Raw genomic sequence first — 23964 nt, 5'->3', positions numbered from 1 at the left:
CTCACTGGCGTGGATAGACGATCACGGCCGCGCGCAGCTTGCGCCGGCCGAACCGACTCATCTTGTCGAACTCGGCGTGGCTGACCGGCACGTGCTGGCAGTCCATCTGCCGGCGATGGATGCTGTGGTCCACATCCGGGTCGTGCAGGTACACGAAGTCCTCGTCGCTGTCGGTGACGATCACCCAGTGCGGCGCCTTGGAGCGCGTCAGCCGATAGCTGCTGATCAGCACCAGCGGTTGCCCGCCAGCGGCGAGTGCGGCCGGAATGTCCCGCGGCCCACGTTTTAGCGACTGCACGTCGCTTTTCTCCAGCTCGGCACAGAAGTCTTCATGCACCACGCGCATCACCGCGCGTTTCTCCTCGCTGCGCACGCCGTCGAGGAACAGCGGCCCGCTGACGCTCACCATCAGGCTGACGCGAAACCCGCGGCGCCAGGCGGCCAGCGCGAGGCCATGGGGGCCACAGCCGCCATGCCCCGCGGTCATGTAGATGGTGGTCGCCTCGCGCCACAGGCGCAGTTCCTCGCGACGGGTCATGCGAAAGTCGCGATCCAGAGCTGCCATGGCCATCAGTAGAGATGCCGGGCCACAGGTGAAGTCGGTGGTCTGCCGATAGTAGGGCGAGCGCTTGTGCCGACCCTGGCTGAGTTGGCGAATGCGTTTCTCATAACGCAGCGCTTCGGTATGGTCCTCGTAGTAGTCGCTGAGGCGGGCGAAGGGCAGGTAGCCGTTGCGTTCGTAGAGGGCGATGGCGGCGCCGTTGTCCGGGCGGACCTCCAGGCGCAGGAAGGCGCAGTCGTTTTCCAGCGCGGCCTGTTCCGCGGCCTCCAGAAGCCGCTGGCCGAGGCCGCGGCCGCGCGCCTGCGGATCGCTGGCGATGGAGTACAGGCGCGCCAGCGAGGTGCCCTGGTGGAACAGCACCAGCGCGTAGCCGAGGAGGCGCCCGTCTTCCTCGGCGAGCGTCAGACGGGCGTTGGCGCGCGTGATCATCCAGTGGAAATTCCGCCGCGAGAGGCGGTCGTGGTCGAAGCAGCGGTTTTCCAGTTCCACCAGGGCGGCGATGTCTTCGGCCGTGGCGAGGCGTAGGGCGGCTTTCATCGATAAGGAGTTTCCAGAACGGGCGAACGCGATGTTTGTCTCGCATGTCCTAGCACAGACAGGCGGGGGCGCCTTTTGCTCCCGGCATATGAGCGGGAGCGATCGTGAGCAGACTCGTCATTGTGGTCGAGCGCAAGGAGGACTGGACCTCCTACTATCCAAGCGAAGATGTCATCAGTGTCCAGGAGTATCTGGAACAACCCAACGACGATGCCAGCGGCAAACGGGTTCAGGTGATCAACCTGTGCCGCAACTACAAGTACCTCGGCCACGGCTACTACTGCTCGCTGCTGGCCGAGGCGCGCGGGCACCGGGTGATCCCCAGCGTGCGCACCATCAGCGAGCTGGCGCGCAAGGCGCTTTACAGCCTGGCGCTGGAATACCTCGACAAGTCCCTCGACAGGGCGCTGGCTGACCACCCGTTCGGCAGCACCGACGGCTTCACCCTCACGCTGTATTTCGGCCGTACCGAGATCGAACCGCTGCAGGACCTGGCGCGCCAGCTGTTCGAGGCGTTTCCCTGTCCGCTGTTGCTGGTGGAATTCCGCCGCAACGACAGTTGGCACATCACCGGGATCAAGCCCGGTAGCCTGCACAAACTGCGCGACGACCAGGAGGACCACTTCGCCAACGTCCTCGACGCCTTCAACCGCAAGATCTGGCGACGCCCACGTTCACGCCGGCTGGTGCGCTTCGACCTGGCCATCCTGCAGGACCCGGACGAAGCCTTCCCGCCGTCCAATCGCAAGGCGCTGAAGAACTTCATCCGCGTCGGCAAGCGCCTCGGCATCGAGGTGGACCTGATCGAGAAGAAGGACTTCTCCCGCCTGGCCGAGTACGACGCGCTGTTCATCCGCGAAACCACCAACGTCAGCGACCACACCTACCGCTTCGCCAAACGCGCCGAAAGCGAGGGGCTGGTGGTGCTCGACGATCCCGCGTCCATCCTGCGCTGCACCAACAAGGTGTACCTCACGGACCTGCTGCGCGCCCACAAGCTGGGCATGCCGGCCACGGAAATACTCTACAAGGACCGCCCGCACGAACTGGACAACCTGGGCGAGCGGCTGGGATTCCCGCTGGTGCTGAAAATCCCTGACGGCAGCTTTTCCCGGGGGGTGATCAAGGTCGAGGATCAGCAGGCGCTGCTCAAGGTGACGGCCGAGCTGTTCGAGCGCTCGGTGCTGCTACTGGCGCAGGAGTTCTTCTACACCGAGTACGACTGGCGCATCGGCATGCTCAATCACAAGCCGATCTTCGCCTGCAAATACTTCATGTCCAAGGGCCACTGGCAGATCTACGACCACCGCCCGGACGCCCAGGAAGTCAGTGGCGACTTCCAGACGCTGCCGGTGGAAGAGGTGCCGCGCGAGGTGCTGGAGCTGGCGACCACCACGGCCAATCTGATCGGCGACGGGCTCTACGGGGTGGACTTGAAGCAGGCGGGCGACAAGGTGGTGGTCATCGAGGTCAACGACAACCCGAACATCGACGCCGGCATCGAGGACGTGCACCTGCAGGACGAGCTCTATGCTGCGGTGCTGCTGGAATTCGTCCGGCGCCTGGAGCTCAAGCGCAAGGGCCAACCCTGGTCGGAAAACCAGGAGGGTGTGATCTAGGGCGTCGCCGTGAATGCGATGGCGCGCTCACGGCAGCGTACCGCCGTCGACGCCGGTCAGACGCGGAACTGGCCGAGCAGCCGTCCCAGTTGGTCGGCGAGCTGACCGAGGTTCTTGCTCGCGCTGCGCGTCTCCTCGGCGGACAGTGCGCTGGTGTGCGCCAGACTCGCGGCTTCGGTGACGTTGCGGTTGATGTCCTCCACCACATGCGATTGCTGCAGCGTGGCGCTGGCGATGGAGGCATTGGCGCCGGCGAGGTTACGCATCGACTGGGAGATCAGTTGCAGGCTCTCGCTGGCCTGGCTGGCCTGGCCGACGGTCAGTTGCGAGGCCTCGCTGCTTTCGTGGATGACCTTCACTGCGGCGCCGGAGTTGGTTTGCAGGCGCTCGATCATGCCCTGGATTTCTGCCGTCGATTGCTGCGTGCGCTGGGCCAGCAGGCGCACCTCGTCGGCCACCACAGCAAAGCCGCGGCCCTGTTCGCCGGCGCGGGCGGCCTCAATGGCGGCGTTGAGCGCGAGGAGGTTGGTCTGCTCGGCGATGGCCCGGATCACTTCCAGCACCTTGCCGATCTGCGAGCTTTCCTGGGCCAGCGCCTGGATCACCTGCACGGCCTGGCCGATGGTGCCGGACAGCTGGTCGATCTGGTGCAGGCTGTTGTCGATGTTCTGCTGGCCCTGGTTGGCCTGCTCCTCGGCGTTGCGCACTTCGCTGGCCGCTTCCTCGGCGCTTTTCGCCACGTCCTGCACGCCATAGGTGACTTCGTTGATCGCGGTGGCGACCAGTTCCATCTGCTGCGACTGCTGCTGGCTGGTCTGGTAGCCCTGGTTGGCAACGCCGTCCAGCGAGCGCGCGGCTTCGTCGAGCGAGCGCGAGGCGGCGAGCGATTCGCCGATGACCTGGCGCAGCTTGAGGGTGAAGGCGTTGAAGTGCCTGGACATCTGCGCCAGCTCGTCGTTGCCCTGGGTGTCGAGGCTGCGCGTGAGGTCCGCCTCGCCGCTGGCGATGTTGGCCATGGCGCCGACCGCGGCGTTCAGCGGCACGACGATGCTGCGTGCGATCAGCATCACCAGCAGGGTCATCACCACGGCGATGCCCAGGCCGATCAGCGATGCGTGCAGCGCCTGGCCGTAGAACTGCGCCTGCATGTCGTCGATGTAGATGCCGGTGCCGAGCACCCAGCCCCAGGGCTCGAACAGCTGGATATAGGACACCTTGGGTAGCGGGTCGGCGCTACCGGCCTTCGGCCAGCGGTAGTCCACCATGCCGCCGCCCTGTTTGCGCGCGAGGGCGACCATTTCGTTGAACAGCTCTTTGCCGTCAGGGTCCTTGATCGTCGAGAGGTCCTGGCCTTCGAGCTTCTGGTTGACCGGATGCATGATCATCTTCGGCCCGAGGTCGTTGATCCAGAAGTACTCGGTCTTGTCGTAGCGCAGGCTGCGGATCATCGCGGCGGCCTGCGTCTGGGCTTGCTCGCGGGTCAGGGTGCCTGCAACCTCCTGGTCATGGAAGTTCTGCAGGATGGCGCTGGCGCTCTGCACCAGATGACGGGTCTTCTCGACCTTCCCCTCGTAAAGGTCGTTGTGGATCTGTTGCAGCATGAACACGCCGAGCGCCACCAGCATGGCGACAGCAACCGCGAGAATCAGCATCAGCCGGCGGCTGATGGGCAAACTTCGGAGACTGCGCATGGTGAAGCCCTCGATATTGTTGTTATTGCTCTAGCGTGGGAACTGTAGCGGTTCCACGACTGTCCGAAACCCGGTTTGCCAGCCTTTAGCCAGCTTCTGATAGCATTTCGGCAAAACGCGGGCAAACCTGAGCGTGGGGCGTTTATGTCGCACCCCTGCGCACCGAGCCGTATGCGTTTTTAAAACTGGGAACTGGGGGAATGATGGATCTTTGGAGCGCCTTTCAGGCACTGGTTCTGGGTATTGTCGAAGGGCTGACCGAATTCCTGCCGATCTCCAGCACGGGCCACCTGATCGTGGTCGGTGACCTGCTGGAGTTCAACGGCGACCGATCCACCGCGTTCAAGATCATCATCCAGCTGGGCGCGATCCTGGCGGTGATGTGGGAGTTCCGCAGCCGCATCATCGACGTGGTGGTCGGTCTGCCGACGCAACGTCGCGCGCAACGTTTCACGTTGAACCTGCTGATCGCCTTCATTCCGGCGGTGATCCTCGGCCTGCTGTTCGCCGACCTCATCGAACACTGGCTGTTCAACCCGATTACCGTCGCTACCGCGCTGATCATGGGGGGTGTGGTGATGATCTGGGCCGAGCGGCGCGTGCATACGATTCGCGCCGAAACGGTCGACGACATGGACTGGAAGCTGGCCCTGAAGGTCGGTTTTGCCCAGTGCCTGGCGCTCATTCCGGGCACCTCGCGCTCCGGCTCGACGATCATCGGCGGGCTGCTGTTCGGCCTCTCGCGCAAGGCGGCTGCGGAATTCTCGTTCTTCCTGGCGATGCCGACGATGGTCGCGGCGACAGTCTATTCGCTCTTCAAGTACCGCGAGATCCTCCACCTCAGCGATCTTCCGGTGTTCGCCATCGGCTTCATTTCCACCTTCGTCGTGGCGATGATCACCGTGCGCGCGCTGCTCAAGTTCATCGCCAACCACAGCTACGCGGTGTTCGGCTGGTACCGGATCGCCTTCGGCTTGGTGATTCTGGCGACCTGGCAGTTCGGCTGGATCGACTGGAGCACGGCCCAGGGCTGAGGCGATTCGCAGGGACGCGAGCGATGGAACTGCGCGGCACCTTGAAAAGCTGGAACGACGAGAAGGGCTTCGGCTTCATCGTTCCGCAGGCGGGCGGGTCTCAGGTCTTCGTGCATGTCTCGGCGATGCGCGGCGAGCGTCGCCCACGGCCCGGCGACACCGTGCTTTATACGATGTCCAGCGAGCCCGGCGAACGTCCGCGCGCCGGCCATGCACGGTTGCCGGGGCTGTCGCTGGACGATCCGGCGATCCGCCAGAAACCACGCGACACCGCCAGGCCCGCCACCCGCCACAGCGCCTCCCCGGCACGCACGACGGGCAGGCCACTCCATCTGCCGCTGAAACTGATGCTCTTCGCGCTGCTGTGCCTGTTGCCGGCAGGCGGCGTCGCCCCGTTGGCCTGGCGCGGGAGCTTCTGGCCGGCGACCGCCTATCTGCTGCTCAGTGTGCTCGCCTTTCTGCTCTACGGGATCGACAAGCGCCGCGCGCTGTCCGGCGGCCGGCGCACGCCGGAAAACACCCTTCACCTGATCGAGCTGCTGGGCGGCTGGCCGGGCGCGTTGATCGCCCAGCAGGTGTTTCGCCACAAGACGCGAAAGCTTTCCTACCAGCTGCTTTTCTGGCTGATCGTGCTGTTGCACCAGGCGTTCTGGATCGGTTGGCTGTTGCTTGGCCGGCGTTTCATTACGTTCTAGCGACGCTCGGCCTGGCGGTACATCCACAGGCTCAGCAGCAGGCCGGCGAGCGCCATCAGCGCGGCACTGAAGAAGATGCTGGCGAAGCCCAGGCCATTGGCGATGGCGCCCATCAGCGGGCCGGCGATGCCCAGCGCGATGTCGAAGAACACCGCGTAGGCGCCCAGCGCCGAGCTGCGGCTGGAGGCGGGTATCCGCGAGATCGCCTCGACTCCAAGGGCCGGATACACCAGCGACAGGCCGAAGCCGGTCAGCGCCGCGCCGCATAGCGCCAGCCAGGGCTGATGGGCGAAACCGAGCAGCAGCAAACCCAGGCATTCCACACCGAGACAGGCGATCGCCACGCGATAGCCGCCCAGTCGTTTGATCGCGCCACCGAACAGCAGTCGCGCGCCGATGAACGAGGCGCCGAACGCCGTGAGACAGTAGGCGGCGCCGGTCCAGCCCAGGCTGGCGTAGTACAGGGTGATGAAGGTGCCGATGGTGCCGAAGCCGATCGAGCCCAGCGCGAGCCCCAGCCCGTTGGGAGCGATCTGCCAGAGCACCCGGCGAAACGGCAGCCGCTCGCCGGGAACGATGGGCGCCGGCGGCCGGTTCCAGGCCAGGCCCAGGGCGCCGACGCCCAGCAGGGTGATCGAGGCACCCATGCTCCACAGGCCCAGCTCAGCGACCATCAACACCCCGAGCGGTGCGCCGATCGCCACTGCGCCATAGGCGGCGATGCCGTTCCAGGAAATCACCCGCGCGGTGTTTTCCGCTCCGACACGGCCGATGCCCCAGCTGATCGCGCCGGTGCCCACCAGGCCCTGCGAAATGCCCAGCACCACGCGGCCGGCGAGCAGCAGGCCCAGGCTGGCGGACGGCCAGGCCTGGATCGAGGTGGATATCAGCGTAAGGATGCCGCTCAGGGTGCAGCCGACGAGGCCGAACGTCACCGCCTTCTTCGCGCCCAGGCGGTCGGCCGTGGCGCCGGCCAGCGGTCGGGAGAGCAGGGTGGCGAGGTACTGGCTGCTTATCACCACGCCCGCCAGCACCGAGCCATATGCCAGGTCGTCGTGTACGTAGCCAGGCAGAACGGCCAGTGGAATGCCGATGCTGAGGAAGGCGATGAAGGTGAAGAAGACGATGCTGATGATTTGCAGCGTGATCGGTGGAGAAGGCTGCGCAGGCGGGCTCATGGACACTCGAAGCGGTGGCAGAACAGGTTCGCCATGATCGCCTGTCCCCGGTAATTAAGAAAGCTAGCTAAGCAATTCACTCGTCGTCCAGCAGCAGCCCGATCCGCTTGCGCTTTGGCAGGCGCCCCACCACAAGTTGGTGGGAACGGCGCAGCAGGAGGGATAGTTCGGCATCGCCCAGCGGGAAGGGCGGCGCCATGGCGATCCAGTGGGCCCGGGCCAGATAGGGCGCCGGATGAATGCCGGGACGGTCGCAGAAGCCGAGGAACAGGTCGGCGTCGACCTTGAAGGCGAGGCGTTCGCCGAGGAAATCGGCGATGGCGAACATCTTGTTGCCGGCGACCGAGAACACCCGGTTATGGCCCCACTTGAGGTCCTCCCGGGCGCCCGGCAACTGCAGGCAGAAGGCGGCGACGGCATCCGGTGACATGTTCCGTTCTCCTCTCTTTGGTGCGATTGGGTCGGCTCGACAGCACGCATCTCACGACGGATCATGGCTGACCTTCAACCCCGTGCAGCAGGAAATTCCATGTCCCTCTCCATGTATCAGGCCTCCGTCCCGGTGTTCGTGCGCATGTTCGGCAACCTGTCGGCGATCCTCGACAAGGCCGCGGCCTTTGCCGAAGCGAAGAAGATCGACCCCTCCGTGCTGGTCAATGCGCGTCTGGCGGTCGACATGCTGCCGCTATCGAAACAGGTCCAGATCGCCAGCGATGCGGCCAAGGGCGCCGGCGCCCGCCTGACCGGCAGCGATGTTCCGAGCTTCGCGGACACCGAAACCACCTTTCCCGAATTGCAGGCGCGCATCGCCAAGACCGTGGACTTTCTCAAGGGCCTGGATGCCGCGCAGTTCGACGGCAGCGAGTCGAAGGAGATCGTGCTCACGCTGGCGAAGGGCGAGGTGACGTTCACGGGCGATGCCTACCTGCTGAACTTCGTGCTGCCTAACTTCTATTTCCACATGACCACCGCCTACGCGATCCTCCGCCACAACGGCCTCGACCTGGGCAAGATGGACTACCTGGGCGCTCTCTGATCGGTCCTCTGGTCCGATCCGTGCATCGTTCCCGCGACCCGGCGCCCCTGTGCGTCCGGGGCTCGCGGAAATGCACGGGAGGGGAGCATGTCAGGGCGTTTTTTCACAGTGTTCTTGGCGACCATGCTCAGCGCGCTGCCGATTGCAGGGCATGCCGCTCCCAGTTGGGGCGTCGGTCTGCACCGGCTGACGCTGGAGGACCCGGTCGACCACCAGCCGATGAGCGCCGTCGCGTTCTATCCGTCCTGGGTCAAGCGCGGCGACACGCATATCGACCTGTTCCGCATCGCTGGCCGCGAAGACACGCCGCCGGCGCCGGGCCGCTTCCCGCTGATCGTGCTGTCCCATGGCAATGGCGGCTCGCCCCTGGCGCATCATGACCTGGCGACCGCGCTGGCGCATCGCGGCTTCATCGTGCTGGCGGTGCAGCATCCCGGTGACAACGTCGACGACCAGAGCCGCATCGGCCGCTTCAGCAACCTCTATGGCCGCCCGATGCAACTCTCTGCGGCGATCGACGCAGTCGGCCAGGACAAACTGCTCGGAGAGGAAGTCGACAGCCGCCAGGTCGGGGTGATCGGCTACTCGGCGGGCGGGGAGTCGGCGTTGATCCTGGCCGGCGGCCATCCCGAACTCCAGCACCTTCGCCAGTACTGTGAAAAACAGCCGGACGACGCCGAAGCCTGTGAGCGCGCGGCGAGCCTGGCGATCGACGATGACGTGGTGGAAGCCGCGCCAGATTCGCGGGTGCGTTCGCTCCTGCTGCTGGCGCCGCTCGGCCTGATGTTCGGGCGCCAGGACCTGGCCGACGTCCAGGTGCCCGTGCTGCTCTACGCCGGCGCCGAGGACCACCTGCTGCTGCCGGCGGAAAACGCCGCGGCGCTGGCGCGGCGTCTGCCGGGACCTGCCGATTACCGTGTGGTGTCGGGTGCCGGGCATTTCGTCTTCATGGCGCCCTGTTCGGCGGAGATGCGCGAGGCCGCGCCACAGCTCTGCGACGACGGCGAAGGGGTCGATCGCATGGCCGTCCACGACAGCCTCAACAGTGAGGCCGTGCGCTTCTTCAGCCAAACGCTGACGGCCCCCCAGACCGCCGCGCAGTTGTAGCGCTGCTAGCGTGGGACCGCGGCGATCCGCCCGGCCCGCCACCGGCCGCGCTAACCGCCCATAGAGGCCGTGCTGCGAGGAGCGTGCGGCGGCGCTTGAGCCGCCGCGCTTCCAAGCCTTCATGCAACTGCCCCGGGACCTATGCGACAATATGCACAAATCTGGCATGACCCCCCGCATTTGTTGCCCCACAGCTCGGCCATAGCGTGCAGGTGCTGCTCACGATCTGTGCCCGCTGTCGTCTATCGACCGACTCCAGCAACTCTCAAGTTACTGATAGGTAAACCTCTTGATCTCCACCGCAAACATCACCATGCAGTTCGGCGCCAAGCCGCTGTTCGAAAACGTGTCCGTCAAGTTCAACAACGGCAACCGCTACGGCCTGATCGGCGCCAACGGCTGTGGCAAGTCGACTTTCATGAAGATCCTCGGTGGTGACCTGGAGCCGTCCGGTGGGCAGGTGATGCTCGAGCCGAACGTGCGCCTCGGTAAGCTGCGCCAGGACCAGTTCGCCTACGAAGAATTCAACGTGATCGACACCGTGATCATGGGTCACGAAGAGCTGTGGAAGGTCAAGGCCGAGCGCGACCGCATCTACTCGCTGCCGGAAATGAGCGAAGAAGACGGCATGAAGGTGGGCGAGCTCGAAGGCGAGTTCGCCGAGATGGACGGCTACACCGCCGAGTCCCGCGCGGGCGAGCTGTTGCTCGGCCTGGGCATTCCCCTGGAACAGCACTTCGGCCCGATGAGCGAAGTCGCCCCTGGCTGGAAGCTGCGCGTGCTGCTGGCCCAGGCGCTGTTCGCCGACCCGGACGTGCTGCTGCTCGACGAGCCGACCAACCACCTGGACATCAACACCATCCGCTGGCTGGAAAACATCCTCACGGCGCGTAACAGCACCATGATCATCATTTCCCACGACCGTCACTTCCTCAACTCGGTCTGCACCCACATGGCCGACCTGGATTACGGCGAGCTGCGCCTGTTCCCGGGCAACTACGATGAATACATGATGGCGTCCACCCAGGCCCGCGAGCAGCTGCTGGCCGACAACGCCAAGAAGAAGGCGCAGATCGCCGAGTTGCAGACCTTCGTCAGCCGCTTCTCGGCCAACGCCTCCAAGGCCAAGCAGGCCACCAGCCGCGCCAAGCAGATCGACAAGATCCAGCTGGCCGAGGTCAAGCCGTCGAGCCGCGTCAGCCCGTTCATCCGCTTCGACCAGACCAAGAAATTGCACCGCCAGGCGGTGACCCTCGAGAAGCTGTCCAAGGCCTTCGACGACAAGGTGCTGTTCAAGAACTTCAGCTTCCAGGTCGAAGCCGGCGAGCGCGTGGCCATCATCGGCCCCAACGGCATCGGCAAGACCACGCTGCTGCGTACCCTGGTTGGCGAGATGGCCCCGGACGCCGGCAGCGTGAAATGGACCGACAGCGCAGAGGTGGGCTACTACGCCCAGGATCACGCCCACGACTTCGAAGCCGACGAGACCCTGTTCGAGTGGATGGGGCAGTGGACCAGCGGCGAGCAGAACATCCGCGCCGCCCTGGGCCGCATGCTGTTCTCCTCCGATGAGATCCAGAAGTCGGTGAAGGTGCTCTCCGGCGGGGAACAGGGCCGCATGCTGTTCGGCAAGCTGGCCTGCCAGAAGCCCAACGTGCTGGTGATGGACGAACCGACCAACCACCTGGACATGGAGTCCATCGAGGCGCTCAACCTGGCGCTGGAGAATTACCCCGGCACGCTGATCTTCGTCAGCCACGACCGCGAGTTCGTCAGTTCCCTGGCCACGCGCATCATCGAGCTGTCGGACAACGGCGTGACCGACTTCAGCGGCACTTACGACGACTACCTGCGCAGCCAGGGCGTGATCGTCTGACGCCTCGCCGCCTCATGAAAAGCCCCGCCGATGCGGGGCTTTTTCGTTGCGGCGCGCTGCGGTCCGCTCATCTTCGGCGGTAGCGATCAACAGCGGTGATTGGTCTTTCGGCGGCCGCTCGTACAAGCTCGCAAGCGAAGCGCCTGAAAGACGCTCGCTATCGCCGTACTAGAGACGCTGTATTAGATGGCCTGCGTAGCGGGGGCTAGTCTTGCCTCGTACGGAACGACCGACCGTTGCCACCGGATGAGCGTCGAAGAATGGACCGCGAGCCCGTTCTGAGCCTCCCGGGGCCGCCGCTTCGTCGAGCCATTGCGGCGATAGACCGATCGCATACCCACACGCTGATTTCACTCATCGCTGCCCGGCATCCGGGGCCGGATGGAAAGCGGGATGAGTACCACCGAGGGATCACCCATGACGACCGAATCGAAATGCCCGTTCAACCACGCCGCGGGCGGTGGCACCACGAACCGTGACTGGTGGCCGAACCAGCTGAACCTGAAGATTCTTCACCAGCATTCGTCGCTGTCCGATCCGATGGGTGAGGATTTCGACTACGCCACGGCGTTCAGGAGCCTCGACTTCGAGGCGGTGAAGGCCGACCTGCGGGCGCTGATGACCGACTCGCAGGACTGGTGGCCAGCGGACTTCGGCCACTACGGCCCGTTGTTCATCCGCATGGCCTGGCACAGCGCCGGCACCTACCGCACCGGCGATGGCCGCGGTGGCGCCGGTGCCGGCCAGCAGCGTTTCGCACCCCTCAACAGCTGGCCGGACAACGTCAGCCTGGACAAGGCGCGCCGGCTGATCTGGCCGGTGAAGCAGAAGTATGGGCGCAACATCTCCTGGGCCGACCTGATCGTCCTCACCGGCAACGTCGCCCTGGAGTCCATGGGCTTCAAGACCTTCGGCTACTCCGGCGGCCGCGCGGATGTCTGGGAGCCGGACGAAGACGTGTATTGGGGCACGGAGACCACCTGGCTGGGCGGTGACAACCGCTACGGCAAGGGCGCCAAGGACATGCAGCCGCCGGGCGAGGGCGACCTGGTCGCCGAGCCAGAAAAACACGGCGAGGAAGAAAGCCGCACCAACCAGGGCGAGCGCCATCTGGAAAACCCGCTCGCCGCCGTGCAGATGGGCCTGATCTACGTGAACCCGGAAGGTCCCGAAGGCAACCCCGACCCGGTCGCTTCGGCGAAGGACATTCGCGAAACCTTCGGTCGCATGGCGATGAACGACGAGGAAACCGTAGCGCTCATCGCCGGCGGCCACGCCTTCGGCAAGACCCACGGCGCCGGCCCTGCGGACAACGTCGGCGCCGAGCCCGAGGCGGCCGACCTGGAAGAACAGGGCCTGGGCTGGAAAAGCACCTTCGGAACCGGCAAGGGTGGCGACACCATCACCAGCGGCCTGGAAGTCACCTGGACCTCTACGCCCACCCGCTGGAGCAACGAGTACCTGGAAAACCTCTTTGGCTTCGACTGGGAACTGACCAGGAGCCCGGCCGGCGCCCATCAATGGCAGCCGAAGAACGGCGCGGGTGCCGGCAAGATTCCCGATGCCCACGATCCGAGCAAGCGCCGCGCGCCGAGCATGCTGACCTCCGACCTGGCGCTGCGCTTCGACCCGGCCTACGAGAAGATTGCCCGACGCTTCTTGGAAAACCCGGATCAGCTCAGCGATGCCTTCGCCCGCGCCTGGTTCAAGCTGACTCACCGCGACATGGGCCCGCTGGCGCGCTATCTCGGGCCGGAGATGCCCACCGAGGAACTGCTCTGGCAGGACCCGATTCCGGCCCTCGATCACCCCCTGGTGGACCAAGCCGACATCGATGCCTTGAAAGCCCGGATCCTCGCCTCCGGATTGACGGTGTCGCAGCTGGTTTCCACCGCCTGGGCGGCGGCGTCCACCTTCCGCGGGTCCGACAAGCGCGGCGGTGCCAACGGCGGACGCCTGCGCCTGGCTCCGCAGAAGTTCTGGCAGGCCAACCAGCCCGAGCAACTGGCGAAGGTGCTGTCCACCCTCGAGGGTATCCAGCAGGCGTTCAATGCCGCGCAGTCCGGCGGCAAGAAGGTGTCCCTCGCCGACCTGATCGTGCTGGCGGGCGGCGTCGGTGTCGAGCAGGCGGCGAAGAACGCCGGTCATGCGGTAACAGTGCCGTTCACGCCGGGGCGGATGGATGCCTCGCAGGAGCAGACCGACGTCGAGTCGTTCGGCTTCCTCGAGCCGATCGCCGATGGCTTCCGCAACTACCTCAAGGGCCATTACAAGGTGTCGGCCGAGGCGCTGCTGGTGGACAAGGCGCAACTGCTGACGCTCACCGGGCCGGAAATGACGGTACTGGTCGGCGGTCTTCGCGTGCTGAACACCAACGTCGGGCAGACCGCCCACGGCGTGTTCACCCAGCGCCCGGAGACCCTGAGCAACGACTTCTTCACCCATCTGCTGGACATGGGCGTGAAATGGCGCGCGCTGTCACCCGCGAAAGACCTGTTCGAAGGCCGCGATCGCAAGACCGGCGCGGTCAAGTGGACCGGCAGCCGTGTCGATCTGGTGTTCGGCTCGCACGCGCAGCTGCGCGCCATCGCGGAGGTCTACGCCAGCGCCGACGCGCAGGAGAAATTCGTCCGGGATTTCGTCGCGGCCTGGACCAAGGTGATGAACCTCGACCGTTTCGACCTGGCCTGAGCTGGCGTTCGGCTGTAGCGAGCCCCGGCCTGAGCGATCAGGTCGGGGCTTCTCTTTGCGGGCTTCAGCGCAGGTGGGCGAGTTGTGAACCGGGCGATTCCAGTTCGCGATCCTTTCCAGCCGAGGGGCGGATCGTTCTGCCGGCGGGTTTTGCGTTCAGTGGTGCGCGAGGTTTTGCCTAACCCACTGCCCGGCGGTGGTCACCGGAATCGACTGTCGCGCGTTGAACGTGTCCGCCTTGGGCCATGCCACGCCTCTGCCTTGGGCGAACACGGCGCGGTACTTCTTGATGGGATGCGTCGGGTCCTTCTCCAGTTCCTGGAGCAGGTACGGAACGGTCCAGACGTTACGCTTGAACGGCCGGCCCAGCGCACGCTCGAGAAGGCTCGCGACCTCGCCGTACGTCACGGTATCTCCCGCGAGGTAGAGGATCTCGTTACGCCAGCGAGGTTCGTAGAACACGATTTCCGCAGTCAGTACGCCGATGTCGTCCGGAGTGGTGAGCGTCACGCTGTTATCGAGGCTGCCCAGGGCGTTCAGGGTATCGTTTTCGAAGTCGACCACCCCGAACATGGGCTCGAAAAGGAAGCTGGTGAACATGCCGGTCGAGATGATCACCCATTCGGTTTTGTCCTGGGCGCGAAGCAACTCGCGCACATCGAGCTGGGCATCGAACAGATCCTGCGGACTACCGCGGCCGATCACGTCGTAGTCGACGCCGAACTGCCAGGGGAAGTAGCGCTTCACGCCCGACCTGAGGGCCGCCGTCGCCAGCTTCATGGGCGTTTCCGCACCCGCGACCATGCCTGCGCAGCCTATTACCGTGTCGAACCGCGCGAACACTTCGGCAAGCTGATCGATCGAATCATTCACCAGGTCCGCGACGACCATCTGGATGCCGAGGCCTCGAAGCTCGTCGATTTCCGCCTTCTTCGCAGGCGCCTGGGTGTTGATGGTCGAGTCCCGGAGCAGGACGCTGATTCGGCCGCCGGGCGCGCGTTTCGCGACTCGCGCCAGGTTGCGCAATACCGGAAGGCCAAGTTCGCCCGCGCCCAGGACGAGAATCGATTGAGGGGAGAGCGGGGTCGCTTCGGTCATGATTAATCCTGATCAAGTTGCCTATAACATGGGCAAATGCTTTCACGATCCGTCGGCGCCCGTAAGAAGGCACACGTGTGATACCAGGGGGAAAAATGGCTGATCGGGAAACGCTGAACCGGGCAGAGATCGTCTGCCAGGCGCTTAGCGAGGATGATGATGGCGTCAGGCGAGAGGTCCTCGCCCACGCCGGTAGCCGCTGGTCGCTGGGCATCCTGCATGCCCTGGGGGTGTATGGAAAGATGCGCCATGCCGAGATAAAAAGGCAGATGACGGGCGTGACTCAGCGAATGCTGACGAAGACCCTGCGTTCGATGGAGAGAGACGGCCTTCTGACGCGACAGGAGTTCAGCGAGATTCCCCCACGCGTCGAATACGAGCTGACAGCGCTGGGGATGGCGCTGTTGATCCGCATGTCGCCGATTTGGGCCTGGGTCGTCGAGAACGTCGAGGACGTGCGCAAGGCGCGTCGTAGTTTCGATAGCCAGGAGGGCAAAAGGCCGTCGTGGCAGACACCCACGCCGCTCCCGGTGGATCAGGAATCGTCCGGGTAATCGTCGCGCGAGGACCTTGGCCGTGCATACCGGCGAGGTAAGCCGCACGCACGGCGCCGCCCGTTCACCACCACGGGAGCCGGATCTGCATCGCCCGAGCGTAAGCCCGTTGGCCACCGATCTCAGGTGGCAACGCAACGGGGCGACATCGGAAGACGGCGGTCAGAAGGACGAAAGGGCGCCGGCAGAACTGAGTCGGGTCATCGCCAGTTCCGCGCGGATTTCATCGACGACCTGCTGTGCGCCCGAAGGGGTGTCCAGTTTGAAGAGCGGAATCCCGGTTACCACCAGATGCGTCATGTCGTCGGTAGCGTCGTAAATCCTCACGCTGAAGCTGTCGCGTTCCAGCGTGCACTTGCAATTAAGGGGGGTGAACGACGATTCGATCAAGGTTCTCGCGGCCTCGAACCGTGTGGGCATGGATCAACTCCGACAACGCAACGGGAAAGCGCCCAGGCGCTTCGTTCAAGTCGGCATCATAAAGGCAAAAAGTGCGTTCACCCAATGGGCTTGTCCTGCGATTTCCGCTCGCCCAGTGACTGTTCGAGTGTGTCGCGTTCGCGGCGCAAGTCTGCCAGCACGGTTTCCAGCAGGCTGATGTTGCGGAACTGCTGCACGGTGAGCGTCCGGCTCAGCAATCGGTTATTGCCCAAGATCGGCGCGATGATCTCGATATGGTCATTGTCTCGTTGATCGATGAACAGATCGGGGTTACGCAGGCTGAAACTGCTGTAGGGCATGGGGCGCTCGGTATATCTAGTTTTGTAGGACGGTCGACACTGTACAAAATTGATGGGCGCAGGGCGAATGGGTTCTGTCCATTCGTCGAGTGGCAGGTGTCGAAACACTTGAGGCGGCCTGCCAGCCGCTCTATGGCCAGGGTTTGACCCGCTGGTCAGGCGTTCGGCGCGGTAGTCGGCAGTGCGCTATACCAGTCACTAGCGCTTGCGGTCCGGTTGGAGGCGCTGCACCCACACCGTCGAATGTCTTCGAGGGAGATGCCATGAACTGCCTGATCTGCAATGCCGACGCCCATGAGTTCCACAACGGATTCGACGGGATCGAATGCGAATGCCATCACTGCGGGCATTACGCCATCACCGATGTGCTGCTGAAAATGCGCCACGGACGTCACTTCGACGTGTTCGATACACGCGTGCTGCTTGCCGTGCTGCGCGGCGAGCATCCCCACGCCGTGCCCGTCATCACCGAGGCGAACGTCTACTGGCAACGCCTGCTGGCCTGAGCAGCACGGGGCGTCGGAACCGTCGGTTGTTCCCGAAGGTCTTTTCCCCAACGGGCAGCGATTGCCCGAATCACCGCGGAGTCGTCCGCGTCTGACCGAGGGGAACAGCCGATATGGATATTTTCGAAGCACTGCGCCAGAGCCACGACCGCCAGCGTGAATTCGCCACGGCGGTGATCGCCACGCACGGCGACACGCCCGATCGCGCCGAAACCTATCAACAACTGAAAAGCGAGCTGGTGGCCCATGAGCGCGCCGAGGAGCGGCATTTCTACATTCCGCTGATGGAGTACGACAATGGCGTGGACCTTTCCCGGCACGCGATTTCCGAGCACCACGAGATGGACGAGATGATGGAAGAGCTCGAGGCCACCGATCCCTCGAGCCCGGCCTGGCTGCCGCTCGCCAAGAAGCTCAAGGAAAAGGTTTTCCATCACCTCGAAGAGGAAGAGCACAAGTTCTTCCAGATGGCGGGCAAGCTGCTTTCCGAGCAGCAGAAGACCTCGTTGACCAAACCGTACTTCGAGGATTACGAGGCCAGCCTGGCCGAGGAGGCCTGATCCATGCGGCGATCAGGTTCGACCGCCGCGAACGTTGCCTGACCAACGACCTCGAATCCCGAAGATACCCATCACGCAGCGAGGTAACCATGAACGACAACGAACTGGATCACAGCCAATCGAAAACCCCCTATGACGAGCCGGATGTGACCATGGTCGACGGCGGCGATAAGGAAACCGGCGAAGACCCGGATTTCGACGATGTCGAATCCGACTCCGCCGGTACCTACGACAGGGAAGGGTGAGCCCCCACGAGGCGAACGAAAAAGCCCGGCCGATGCCGGGCTTTTTCGTGCGCAGCGGCGGGTTCCGCCTGATTTGTTTACGTGCGAAAAGTTGACAGATCGACGCTGCGTGCCGCGCTGCCTAAGGTTTGGCAAACGAACCAAGCCGAAAATGGAGCACGAAGATGCTGTCGATCGAACTGATGCTGGAAAACCTCGAGGCCAGCCTGGCTGTGCTGGCGTTCATGGGCGCCCTGGCCTGGCTGGCCTACGCGCCGAGCGGGTCGCGCTCCCTGCGCGGCTGATTCAGCGGTACAGCCAGCGCTCCAAGTCATCCAGGTTGGCCACCACGATCTGCTGCGCCGCTGCTTTGGCCTGAACCTTCGTGGGGTCGATCTGGTAGCGCTGCAGCACGTACTGCACCAGCGCGCCACGGCTGGGAACGGCCAGTCGGCCGTCCTGCATGCCGTAGTCGGCTTCGATGATCGCCTTCTGTTCCGCGGACAGCCGCGGGTCGGCGGTGAGGATCACGTCCAGCTCGGTATTCCAGCCTTCGTCCTGTTCGCGACCGTGCTCCGAGGGGGCGAAATGTTCCGGCTCGCCACGGAAACGGCTGAGCACGAAATCCCGGTAATCGCGGTTCTTCTCGCAATAGGCACGCACGTGCCAGCGCATGCCGGTGTAGACCAGCGTGTGCGGGCTGATCACGCGGAACTCCGGCTCGGGCGTGCTCAGCGAGACGTACTCGGTCTCCAGGCGCAGCCCCTCGCGGCAGGCCTGCAGGATCGGTCGCAGGACTTCCGGGCGGATGCTCCGATCCGGCACCTGCAGCACTTCGGTATGGGCGTAGGCGAGGGCCAGGCCCTCGATGTGGGGTGCCCGTTCGCGGTTGCGATCGAGCAGGTGCAGGTAAGCGCTGGCGCTGCCGTCGATGAACAGCGGGGCGAAGCCGGGCGCCGGTTTGTAGCCCTTCAGGCGCTTGTCGTAGACGAGGTTTTCCGGGGCGTGCTCGCCGAGGTAGGCGTTGATGTCCTTCGACGCCTGCTGGCGGCTGATTCCGAAGCTCTGCATCAGGTGCCCGGTGGTGAGCCGGCCTTCCCACCAGGCGACGGTTTCGATCAGCCGGTAGCGCTGCGCCAGGTCCCAGCGGACTTGTTCGATGGATCGCTTCATACACCTCCCATCCGTGCGAAAACTTTACACGCTACCGACCAGCCGATGGACGTGTCGCCTGAAGCTACATATCTTGTCCCGGTCGATCAAGCGGCGTGACCGCCGCAGTGAGGAGAAGCAACGATGCAAGCGAACCTGATCTGGGCCTTAGTCGGCGCGGCCGTCCTGTTGATAGCCGGGCTGGCGGCGGCGTTGGCGATCGTCGGCGGACGTCTGCGCGGGCTGACCGCGCAGCTGGCGGAGGGGCGCCGGCAGCTGGATGCGCAACAGAGCATGGATACCCAGCGCATGCTGGAAAGCATGGAGCTGCAATCGGCGGTGCGCGCGGAAAAGGCCCATGTCGAGCAGTTGCAGCGCCAGTTGGCGTTCTCCCGCGAGGAAACCGAGGGCCTGCGCAGCCGCCAGTTGCTGGAACAGCGCCGCCAGGAAGAACTTGCCGGCCAGGCGGAAGCGGCCAAGGCACAGAGCCAGCAGCTCGGCCTGCAGCTCGATGAACTGCGCCAGACCCATGCGCGCCTGGAACTGGCCAACCAGAACCTGCAGGAGCGCTTCGCCACGCTCAGCCGCGAGCACGCCACGCTGGCCTCGACCCTGGAGCAGAAACAGCAGCATTTCAGCGAGCAGCAGCAGTTGCTCAAGGACAGCCGCGAGCAGCTCAAGCTGGAGTTCGAGCAGCTTGCCGGGCAGATCTTCGAGGCCAAGGGCCAGGCCTTCGCGCAGACCAGCCAGCAATCGCTGGATGCGCTGCTCAAACCGTTCCGTGAGCAGATCGAAGGCTTCCGCGCCAAGGTCGAGGACATCCACCACAAAGACACCCAGCAGCAGGCGACCCTGGCGCAGCAGATCGTTCAGCTCAACGAGCTGAACCGGCAGATCACCCAGGAAGCCCAGGACCTGACGACCGCGTTGAAAGGGCAGAAGAAGACCCAGGGCAACTGGGGCGAGCTGATTCTGGAAAACGTGCTGGAGCGTTCCGGGCTGATCGAGGGGCGCGACTTCAAACGCGAGGCCAGCTTCACCACCGAGGAGGGCCGCAAGCGCCCGGACGTGCTGGTCTACCTGCCGCAGAACAAGCACCTGATCATCGACGCCAAGGTCTCGCTGAATGCCTACACGCGTTACATCAACGCCGAGGACGAAGCCGAACGGCGCCTCGCGCTGGTCGAGCACGTCGGCGCCATCGGGGCGCGGATCAAGGAACTCGCCGACCGCCATTACTTCAGCCTGCCGGGGCTTAACACGCCGGAGATGGTGTTCATGTTCATCCCCATCGAGTCGGCCTTCGTCGAAGCCTTGAAGGCGGACGAGACGCTGTTCCAGCGCGCCATCGAACGCAACGTGCTGGTGGCCACGCCGACCACGCTGCTGACCAGCCTGAACATCGTCCGTCAGCTGTGGCGTTTCGAGGAACAGAACAAGCACACCGCCGAACTCGCCGACCGCGCGGGCAAGGTCTACGACAAGCTGCGCACCTTCCTCGGCAGCATGGACACTGTGGGCAGCAGCCTGGAAAAGGCCCAGGACGCCTATCGGCGCGCCTGCGATCAGCTGATCAGCGGCAAGGGCAACCTGGTCAAACAGGTCAACGATTTCCGCCAGCTGGGCGTGGCGGTGAAGGGCGAGATGGCCGAAGCCTGGGTGGATCGAGCGGAACTCGAACTGGGGCTGATCGATGGCGAACGCATCGAGTAAGGCGAGCGTCGGGCAGGGTCGGTGCGCGCGGCGCACCCTACGGGCATCGAGCCTTTGTAGGGTGCGCCATGCGCACCGTCGGTCTGCACTTGGATGCGGGGGGTATGGATGGGGCTGCCGGGCAAGGGTCGGGGCGGGTAGGCCGATCCGGTATAGCCGGCGCGCGCGGCGCACCCTACGGGCATCGAGCCTTTGTAGGGTGCGCTATACGCACAGGGGACACGGTTAGACGCGGAAGCGCGTCACCAGGCCGTTCAGGTCGATGGCCAGGCGCGAAAGCTCCTGGCTGGCGGCGTTCGTCTGGTTGGCGCCGGCAGAGGTCTGCACGGCCAGGTCGCGGATGTTCACCAGGTTGCGGTCGACTTCGCGGGCCACCTGGGCCTGTTCCTCCGAGGCGCTGGCGATCACCAAGTTGCGCTCGGTGATGTGGCTGATGGCCTCGGTGATCTGCTGCAGCGCGGCACCGGCGGCGCGGGCCAGCTCCAGGGTGGAGTGGGCGCGTTCGTTGCTGGTCTGCATCGAGCTCATGGCCTGATCGGTACCCTGCTGGATACCGTTGATCATCTGCTCGATTTCCTGGGTCGACTGCTGGGTGCGATGCGCCAGGGCGCGTACCTCGTCGGCGACCACGGCGAAGCCACGCCCGGCGTCGCCGGCGCGGGCCGCTTCGATGGCGGCGTTGAGAGCCAGCAGGTTGGTCTGCTCGGCGATCGAGCGGATCACGTCGAGTACGGTACTGATGTGGCGAACCTTATCCGCCAACTGCTCGACCTGCTGCGCGGTGCCGGTGACGTCTTCGGCCAGGTTGCTGATCGAGTCGACGGTCTTGTTCACCTGCTCCTGGCCCAGGCGGGCGGTGCGGTCGGAGTCGCGCGAGGCTTCCGAGGTGGCCACGGCGTTGCGCGCCACTTCGTCCACGGCGGTGGTCATCTCGTTGACCGCGGTCGCGGCCTGCTCGATTTCCTGGTTCTGCTGGTGCAGGCCCTTGCTCGAATCCTCGGTGACCGCGTTCAGCTCCTCGGCGGCCGAGGCCAGCTGGGTGGAGGAGTCGGCGATGCCCTGGATGGTGCGCTTGAGGCTTTCCTGCATGCTGTGCAGCGAGCCTAGCAACTGCGCGGGCTCGTCGCCGCCACCGACCGCGATGGTGTGGGTCAGGTCGCCCGATGCCACGGTCTCGGCGACTTTCACCGCCTGATTGAGCGGCGTGACGATGCTGCGCGTCAGCAGCATGGCGAGCAGGCCGGTCAGCCCCGCGGCGACCAGCATGAACACGATCACGCCGGTGATCGCATTGTTGAATTCCTGCTCGGCCCGGGCTGCGGCTGCATTGCCATCGGCCTGGTTTATCTCGATCAGCTTCTCGAACTCGGCGCCGAGATTGTCGGAGAGGGTTTTGTAGTCCGCCATCAGCAGGGCGCGCATGTCGTCGATGCGATCCTGGCTGGACAGCTGGACGAGTTGCTGGTTGATTCGCGCGTACCCCGCCAGGGCGGTTTTCACGGATTGGTACTGGGCGCGCTCGGTATCACTGGAAATCAACGCCTCGTACTTATTCTGGGCATCCTTGAGCTGGCCCAGGAGCACATTGAGACGTTCGATCGTGTTGCTCAGTACAGCGGCTTCGCGATCGACCACGATCCGGTAGGAGGTGATGCGGACGCGCAACATCTTCTCGTTGAGAACGCCTAGCGCGCGGAAGCTGGGCAGGCCGTTCTCCACCACCTTCACGGTCGCCGCGCGGATGATGCGCATCTCGTACAGGGAGAAGAGGCCAAGGAGCACGACCAGCAGTGCGACCATGGAAAAACTGAGTATTGCCCTCGGTGCGATCTTGAGACGCCGAAGAAACATGGGGAGAACCTCAAAGTACTAAGCCGTTTGTTTTTTTGATGCACCGTTTGGCGCAGGCATCGACAGATCGTTTATCGGCATGCGGCGCAGGAGCATGAGCCCATTTTTGGCGGGTTTTGCTTCTTTCGAGTGGGGCGAGTGGGGCGTTTTTCAGCGCTGTTCGGCGGGCGCCAAACGAAGCGCTCTAGGACGAGGGCACGCGCCGAAACGGGCGTTTCACTCGCGGTAGAAAACCTGCACCAGGTGATAGCCGAATTGTGACTTCACCGGGCCGTGGACGGTGCGCAGCGGCTTCTTGAAGATCACCTGGTCGATGCTGCGCACCATTTGCCCCGGGCGTACTTCGCCGAGGTCTCCGCCGCGCTTGCCGGACGGGCAGATCGAGTGCTTGCGCGCCAGCACGTCGAAGGCTTCGCCGCCGTCCAGGCGCTTTTTCAGTTGCGCGGCTTCGGCCTCGGTCTTGACCAGGATATGGCGGGCCATGGCTTTTGGCATGAAGGACTCCTGCGATAGATTGACGGCGATTGTGCCCGAGCGTCCGGGCTTCATACAGCCGAACAGCCGCGGAGCGAGCCCAATGGATATCCAATCGATGCTGAGAGTCCTTGCCGTACAGGATGGCTCGGACCTCTACCTGTCCACCGGTGCGCCGCCCTGCGCCAAGTTCAACGGCGTGCTCAAGCCGCTGTCGGCCGAGCCGTTGCGCGCGGGCGAGGTGGCGGCCATCGCCGCGTCGGTGATGGATGCCGAGCAGCGTGCCGAGTTCGAGCGCGAGCTGGAAATGAACCTGGCGATCTCGCTGCCGCAGATCGGCCGGTTTCGCATCAACATCTTTCGCCAGCGCAACGAGGTGTCCATCGTCGCGCGCAACATCAAGCTGGACATCCCCAAGTTCGAGGACCTCAAGCTGCCCGAAGTGCTGCTCAAAGTGGTGATGGAGAAGCGCGGCCTGGTGCTGTTCGTCGGAGGCACCGGCTCGGGCAAGTCGACCTCGCTGGCGGCGCTGATCGATTACCGCAACCGCAACAGCGGCGGTCACATCATCACCATCGAGGACCCGGTGGAGTACGTACACCGGCACAAGAAATCGATCATCAACCAGCGCGAGGTCGGCGTGGACACGCGCAGCTTCCACGCCGCGCTGAAGAACACCCTGCGCCAGGCGCCGGACGTGATCCTGATCGGCGAGATCCGCGACCGCGAGACCATGGAGCACGCGCTGGCCTTCGCCGACACCGGGCACCTGGCGATCTCCACGCTGCACGCCAACAACGCCAACCAGGCGCTGGACCGGATCATCAATTTCTTCCCGGAAGAGCGCCGCCCGCAGTTGCTCAACGACCTGGGCAACAACCTCAAGGCCTTCGTCTCCCAGCGCCTGGTCAAGACCCGCGAAGGCAAGCGCCGCGCTGCGGTGGAAGTGCTGCTGGGCACGGCGACCGTGAGCGACATGATCAAGCGCAGCGATTTCAGCTCGATCAAGGAAATCATGGAGAAATCCAGAACCCTCGGCATGCAGACCTTCGACCAGGCGCTGTTC

23 protein-coding genes are annotated in these 23964 nt (G+C 64.4%); 13 read left to right on the top strand and 10 right to left on the bottom strand.

Going from position 1 to position 23964, the window contains the following annotated elements; translation table 11 throughout:
• Position 1: 1 nt before the first annotated feature.
• Positions 2–1099: a GNAT family N-acetyltransferase/peptidase C39 family protein gene (locus tag B2X67_RS11970; protein ID WP_286785610.1), complete on the bottom strand. Its 1098-nt coding sequence runs from the start codon at positions 1097–1099 to the stop codon at positions 2–4.
• 104 nt (positions 1100–1203) lie between these two features.
• Here B2X67_RS11970 and B2X67_RS11965 point away from each other — a divergent pair, with 104 nt between their 5' ends.
• Positions 1204–2718: a RimK family protein gene (locus tag B2X67_RS11965; protein WP_282342511.1), complete on the top strand. Its 1515-nt coding sequence runs from the start codon at positions 1204–1206 to the stop codon at positions 2716–2718.
• 56 nt (positions 2719–2774) lie between these two features.
• Here the strand turns inward: B2X67_RS11965 and B2X67_RS11960 are convergent, their stop codons facing one another.
• The gene (locus B2X67_RS11960; RefSeq protein WP_286785609.1) at positions 2775–4409 is read right to left on the bottom strand and encodes a methyl-accepting chemotaxis protein; all 1635 of its coding nucleotides are present in this window, start codon (positions 4407–4409) and stop codon (positions 2775–2777) included.
• Positions 4410–4612: 203 nt separating this feature from the next.
• Between B2X67_RS11960 and B2X67_RS11955 the strand changes: the two genes are divergently transcribed.
• Together B2X67_RS11955 and B2X67_RS11950 are read left to right on the top strand one after the other, a co-directional pair.
• Positions 4613–5443: an undecaprenyl-diphosphate phosphatase gene (locus tag B2X67_RS11955; RefSeq protein ID WP_282342568.1), complete on the top strand. Its 831-nt coding sequence runs from the start codon at positions 4613–4615 to the stop codon at positions 5441–5443.
• A gap of 23 nt (positions 5444–5466) precedes the next feature.
• Entirely contained in the window at positions 5467–6138 is a 672-nt protein-coding gene (locus B2X67_RS11950) for a DUF1294 domain-containing protein (protein WP_286785608.1), read from the top strand.
• On the opposite strand, the gene B2X67_RS11945 is transcribed toward B2X67_RS11950, so the two are convergent.
• Together B2X67_RS11945 and B2X67_RS11940 are read right to left on the bottom strand one after the other, a co-directional pair.
• Complete coding sequence (locus B2X67_RS11945; protein ID WP_286785607.1) at positions 6135–7316, bottom strand: MFS transporter; 1182 nt, start codon at positions 7314–7316, stop codon at positions 6135–6137. The two genes, B2X67_RS11950 and B2X67_RS11945, sit on opposite strands and share 4 nt — an antisense overlap.
• A gap of 76 nt (positions 7317–7392) precedes the next feature.
• On the bottom strand, positions 7393–7746 hold the full coding sequence (locus tag B2X67_RS11940) for an MmcQ/YjbR family DNA-binding protein (RefSeq protein WP_286785606.1): 354 nt from the start codon (positions 7744–7746) through the stop codon (positions 7393–7395).
• A 99-nt stretch (positions 7747–7845) separates the two neighbouring features.
• Here B2X67_RS11940 and B2X67_RS11935 point away from each other — a divergent pair, with 99 nt between their 5' ends.
• From B2X67_RS11935 to katG, 4 genes are all read left to right on the top strand, one after another.
• Positions 7846–8352, top strand: coding sequence for a DUF1993 domain-containing protein (locus B2X67_RS11935; protein ID WP_286785605.1), 507 nt, complete (start codon positions 7846–7848; stop codon positions 8350–8352).
• 87 nt (positions 8353–8439) lie between these two features.
• Positions 8440–9459 (top strand): alpha/beta hydrolase family protein, encoded by a 1020-nt coding sequence (locus B2X67_RS11930; RefSeq protein WP_376747803.1) that lies wholly within the window; start codon positions 8440–8442, stop codon positions 9457–9459.
• A gap of 289 nt (positions 9460–9748) precedes the next feature.
• A complete protein-coding gene (locus B2X67_RS11925; protein ID WP_286785604.1) occupies positions 9749–11335 on the top strand; it encodes an ABC-F family ATPase in 1587 nt (528 codons plus the stop codon).
• A gap of 417 nt (positions 11336–11752) precedes the next feature.
• The gene (katG, locus tag B2X67_RS11920; protein ID WP_286785603.1) at positions 11753–14026 is read left to right on the top strand and encodes a catalase/peroxidase HPI; all 2274 of its coding nucleotides are present in this window, start codon (positions 11753–11755) and stop codon (positions 14024–14026) included.
• 156 nt (positions 14027–14182) lie between these two features.
• Here the strand turns inward: katG and B2X67_RS11915 are convergent, their stop codons facing one another.
• Positions 14183–15124 (bottom strand): aromatic alcohol reductase, encoded by a 942-nt coding sequence (locus B2X67_RS11915; RefSeq protein ID WP_282344023.1) that lies wholly within the window; start codon positions 15122–15124, stop codon positions 14183–14185.
• 95 nt (positions 15125–15219) lie between these two features.
• On the opposite strand from B2X67_RS11915, the gene B2X67_RS11910 reads away from it, so the two are divergent.
• Positions 15220–15678: a winged helix-turn-helix transcriptional regulator gene (locus B2X67_RS11910; RefSeq protein ID WP_286785602.1), complete on the top strand. Its 459-nt coding sequence runs from the start codon at positions 15220–15222 to the stop codon at positions 15676–15678.
• Positions 15679–15840: 162 nt separating this feature from the next.
• Here B2X67_RS11910 and B2X67_RS11905 read toward each other — a convergent pair whose 3' ends face one another.
• A complete protein-coding gene (locus tag B2X67_RS11905) occupies positions 15841–16098 on the bottom strand; it encodes a DUF1652 domain-containing protein (RefSeq protein WP_282344027.1) in 258 nt (85 codons plus the stop codon).
• Between the two features lie 77 nt (positions 16099–16175).
• Positions 16176–16418 carry a hypothetical protein gene (locus tag B2X67_RS11900; protein ID WP_282344028.1) on the bottom strand — a complete coding sequence of 81 codons (243 nt, stop codon included), beginning with the start codon at positions 16416–16418 and terminating at the stop codon, positions 16176–16178.
• A 263-nt stretch (positions 16419–16681) separates the two neighbouring features.
• On the opposite strand from B2X67_RS11900, the gene B2X67_RS11895 reads away from it, so the two are divergent.
• From B2X67_RS11895 to B2X67_RS11885, 3 genes are all read left to right on the top strand, one after another.
• Positions 16682–16924 (top strand): hypothetical protein, encoded by a 243-nt coding sequence (locus B2X67_RS11895; protein ID WP_286785601.1) that lies wholly within the window; start codon positions 16682–16684, stop codon positions 16922–16924.
• 113 nt (positions 16925–17037) lie between these two features.
• Positions 17038–17484 carry a hemerythrin domain-containing protein gene (locus tag B2X67_RS11890; RefSeq protein WP_090230549.1) on the top strand — a complete coding sequence of 149 codons (447 nt, stop codon included), beginning with the start codon at positions 17038–17040 and terminating at the stop codon, positions 17482–17484.
• Between the two features lie 89 nt (positions 17485–17573).
• Positions 17574–17729, top strand: coding sequence for a hypothetical protein (locus tag B2X67_RS11885; RefSeq protein WP_282344033.1), 156 nt, complete (start codon positions 17574–17576; stop codon positions 17727–17729).
• Positions 17730–18014: 285 nt separating this feature from the next.
• On the opposite strand, the gene B2X67_RS11880 is transcribed toward B2X67_RS11885, so the two are convergent.
• The gene (locus B2X67_RS11880; protein ID WP_282344035.1) at positions 18015–18881 is read right to left on the bottom strand and encodes a helix-turn-helix transcriptional regulator; all 867 of its coding nucleotides are present in this window, start codon (positions 18879–18881) and stop codon (positions 18015–18017) included.
• Positions 18882–19004: 123 nt separating this feature from the next.
• Here B2X67_RS11880 and rmuC point away from each other — a divergent pair, with 123 nt between their 5' ends.
• The gene (gene rmuC, locus B2X67_RS11875) at positions 19005–20573 is read left to right on the top strand and encodes a DNA recombination protein RmuC (RefSeq protein ID WP_286785600.1); all 1569 of its coding nucleotides are present in this window, start codon (positions 19005–19007) and stop codon (positions 20571–20573) included.
• 225 nt (positions 20574–20798) lie between these two features.
• On the opposite strand, the gene B2X67_RS11870 is transcribed toward rmuC, so the two are convergent.
• Together B2X67_RS11870 and B2X67_RS11865 are read right to left on the bottom strand one after the other, a co-directional pair.
• Positions 20799–22424 carry a methyl-accepting chemotaxis protein gene (locus tag B2X67_RS11870; RefSeq protein WP_282344039.1) on the bottom strand — a complete coding sequence of 542 codons (1626 nt, stop codon included), beginning with the start codon at positions 22422–22424 and terminating at the stop codon, positions 20799–20801.
• Between the two features lie 216 nt (positions 22425–22640).
• Positions 22641–22919, bottom strand: coding sequence for a peptidylprolyl isomerase (locus B2X67_RS11865; protein WP_090230560.1), 279 nt, complete (start codon positions 22917–22919; stop codon positions 22641–22643).
• A gap of 82 nt (positions 22920–23001) precedes the next feature.
• On the opposite strand from B2X67_RS11865, the gene B2X67_RS11860 reads away from it, so the two are divergent.
• On the top strand, positions 23002–23964 hold a 963-nt coding region (locus B2X67_RS11860; protein ID WP_286785599.1), incomplete at its 3' end, for a PilT/PilU family type 4a pilus ATPase.

The organism is Pseudomonas sp. UBA3153 (genome assembly GCF_002364635.1).
GTDB classification, from domain to species: domain Bacteria; phylum Pseudomonadota; class Gammaproteobacteria; order Pseudomonadales; family Pseudomonadaceae; genus Pseudomonas_O; species Pseudomonas_O kuykendallii.
Note: the sequence above shows the minus strand (reverse complement) of the source record. Positions and strands in the feature narration are given on the sequence as shown.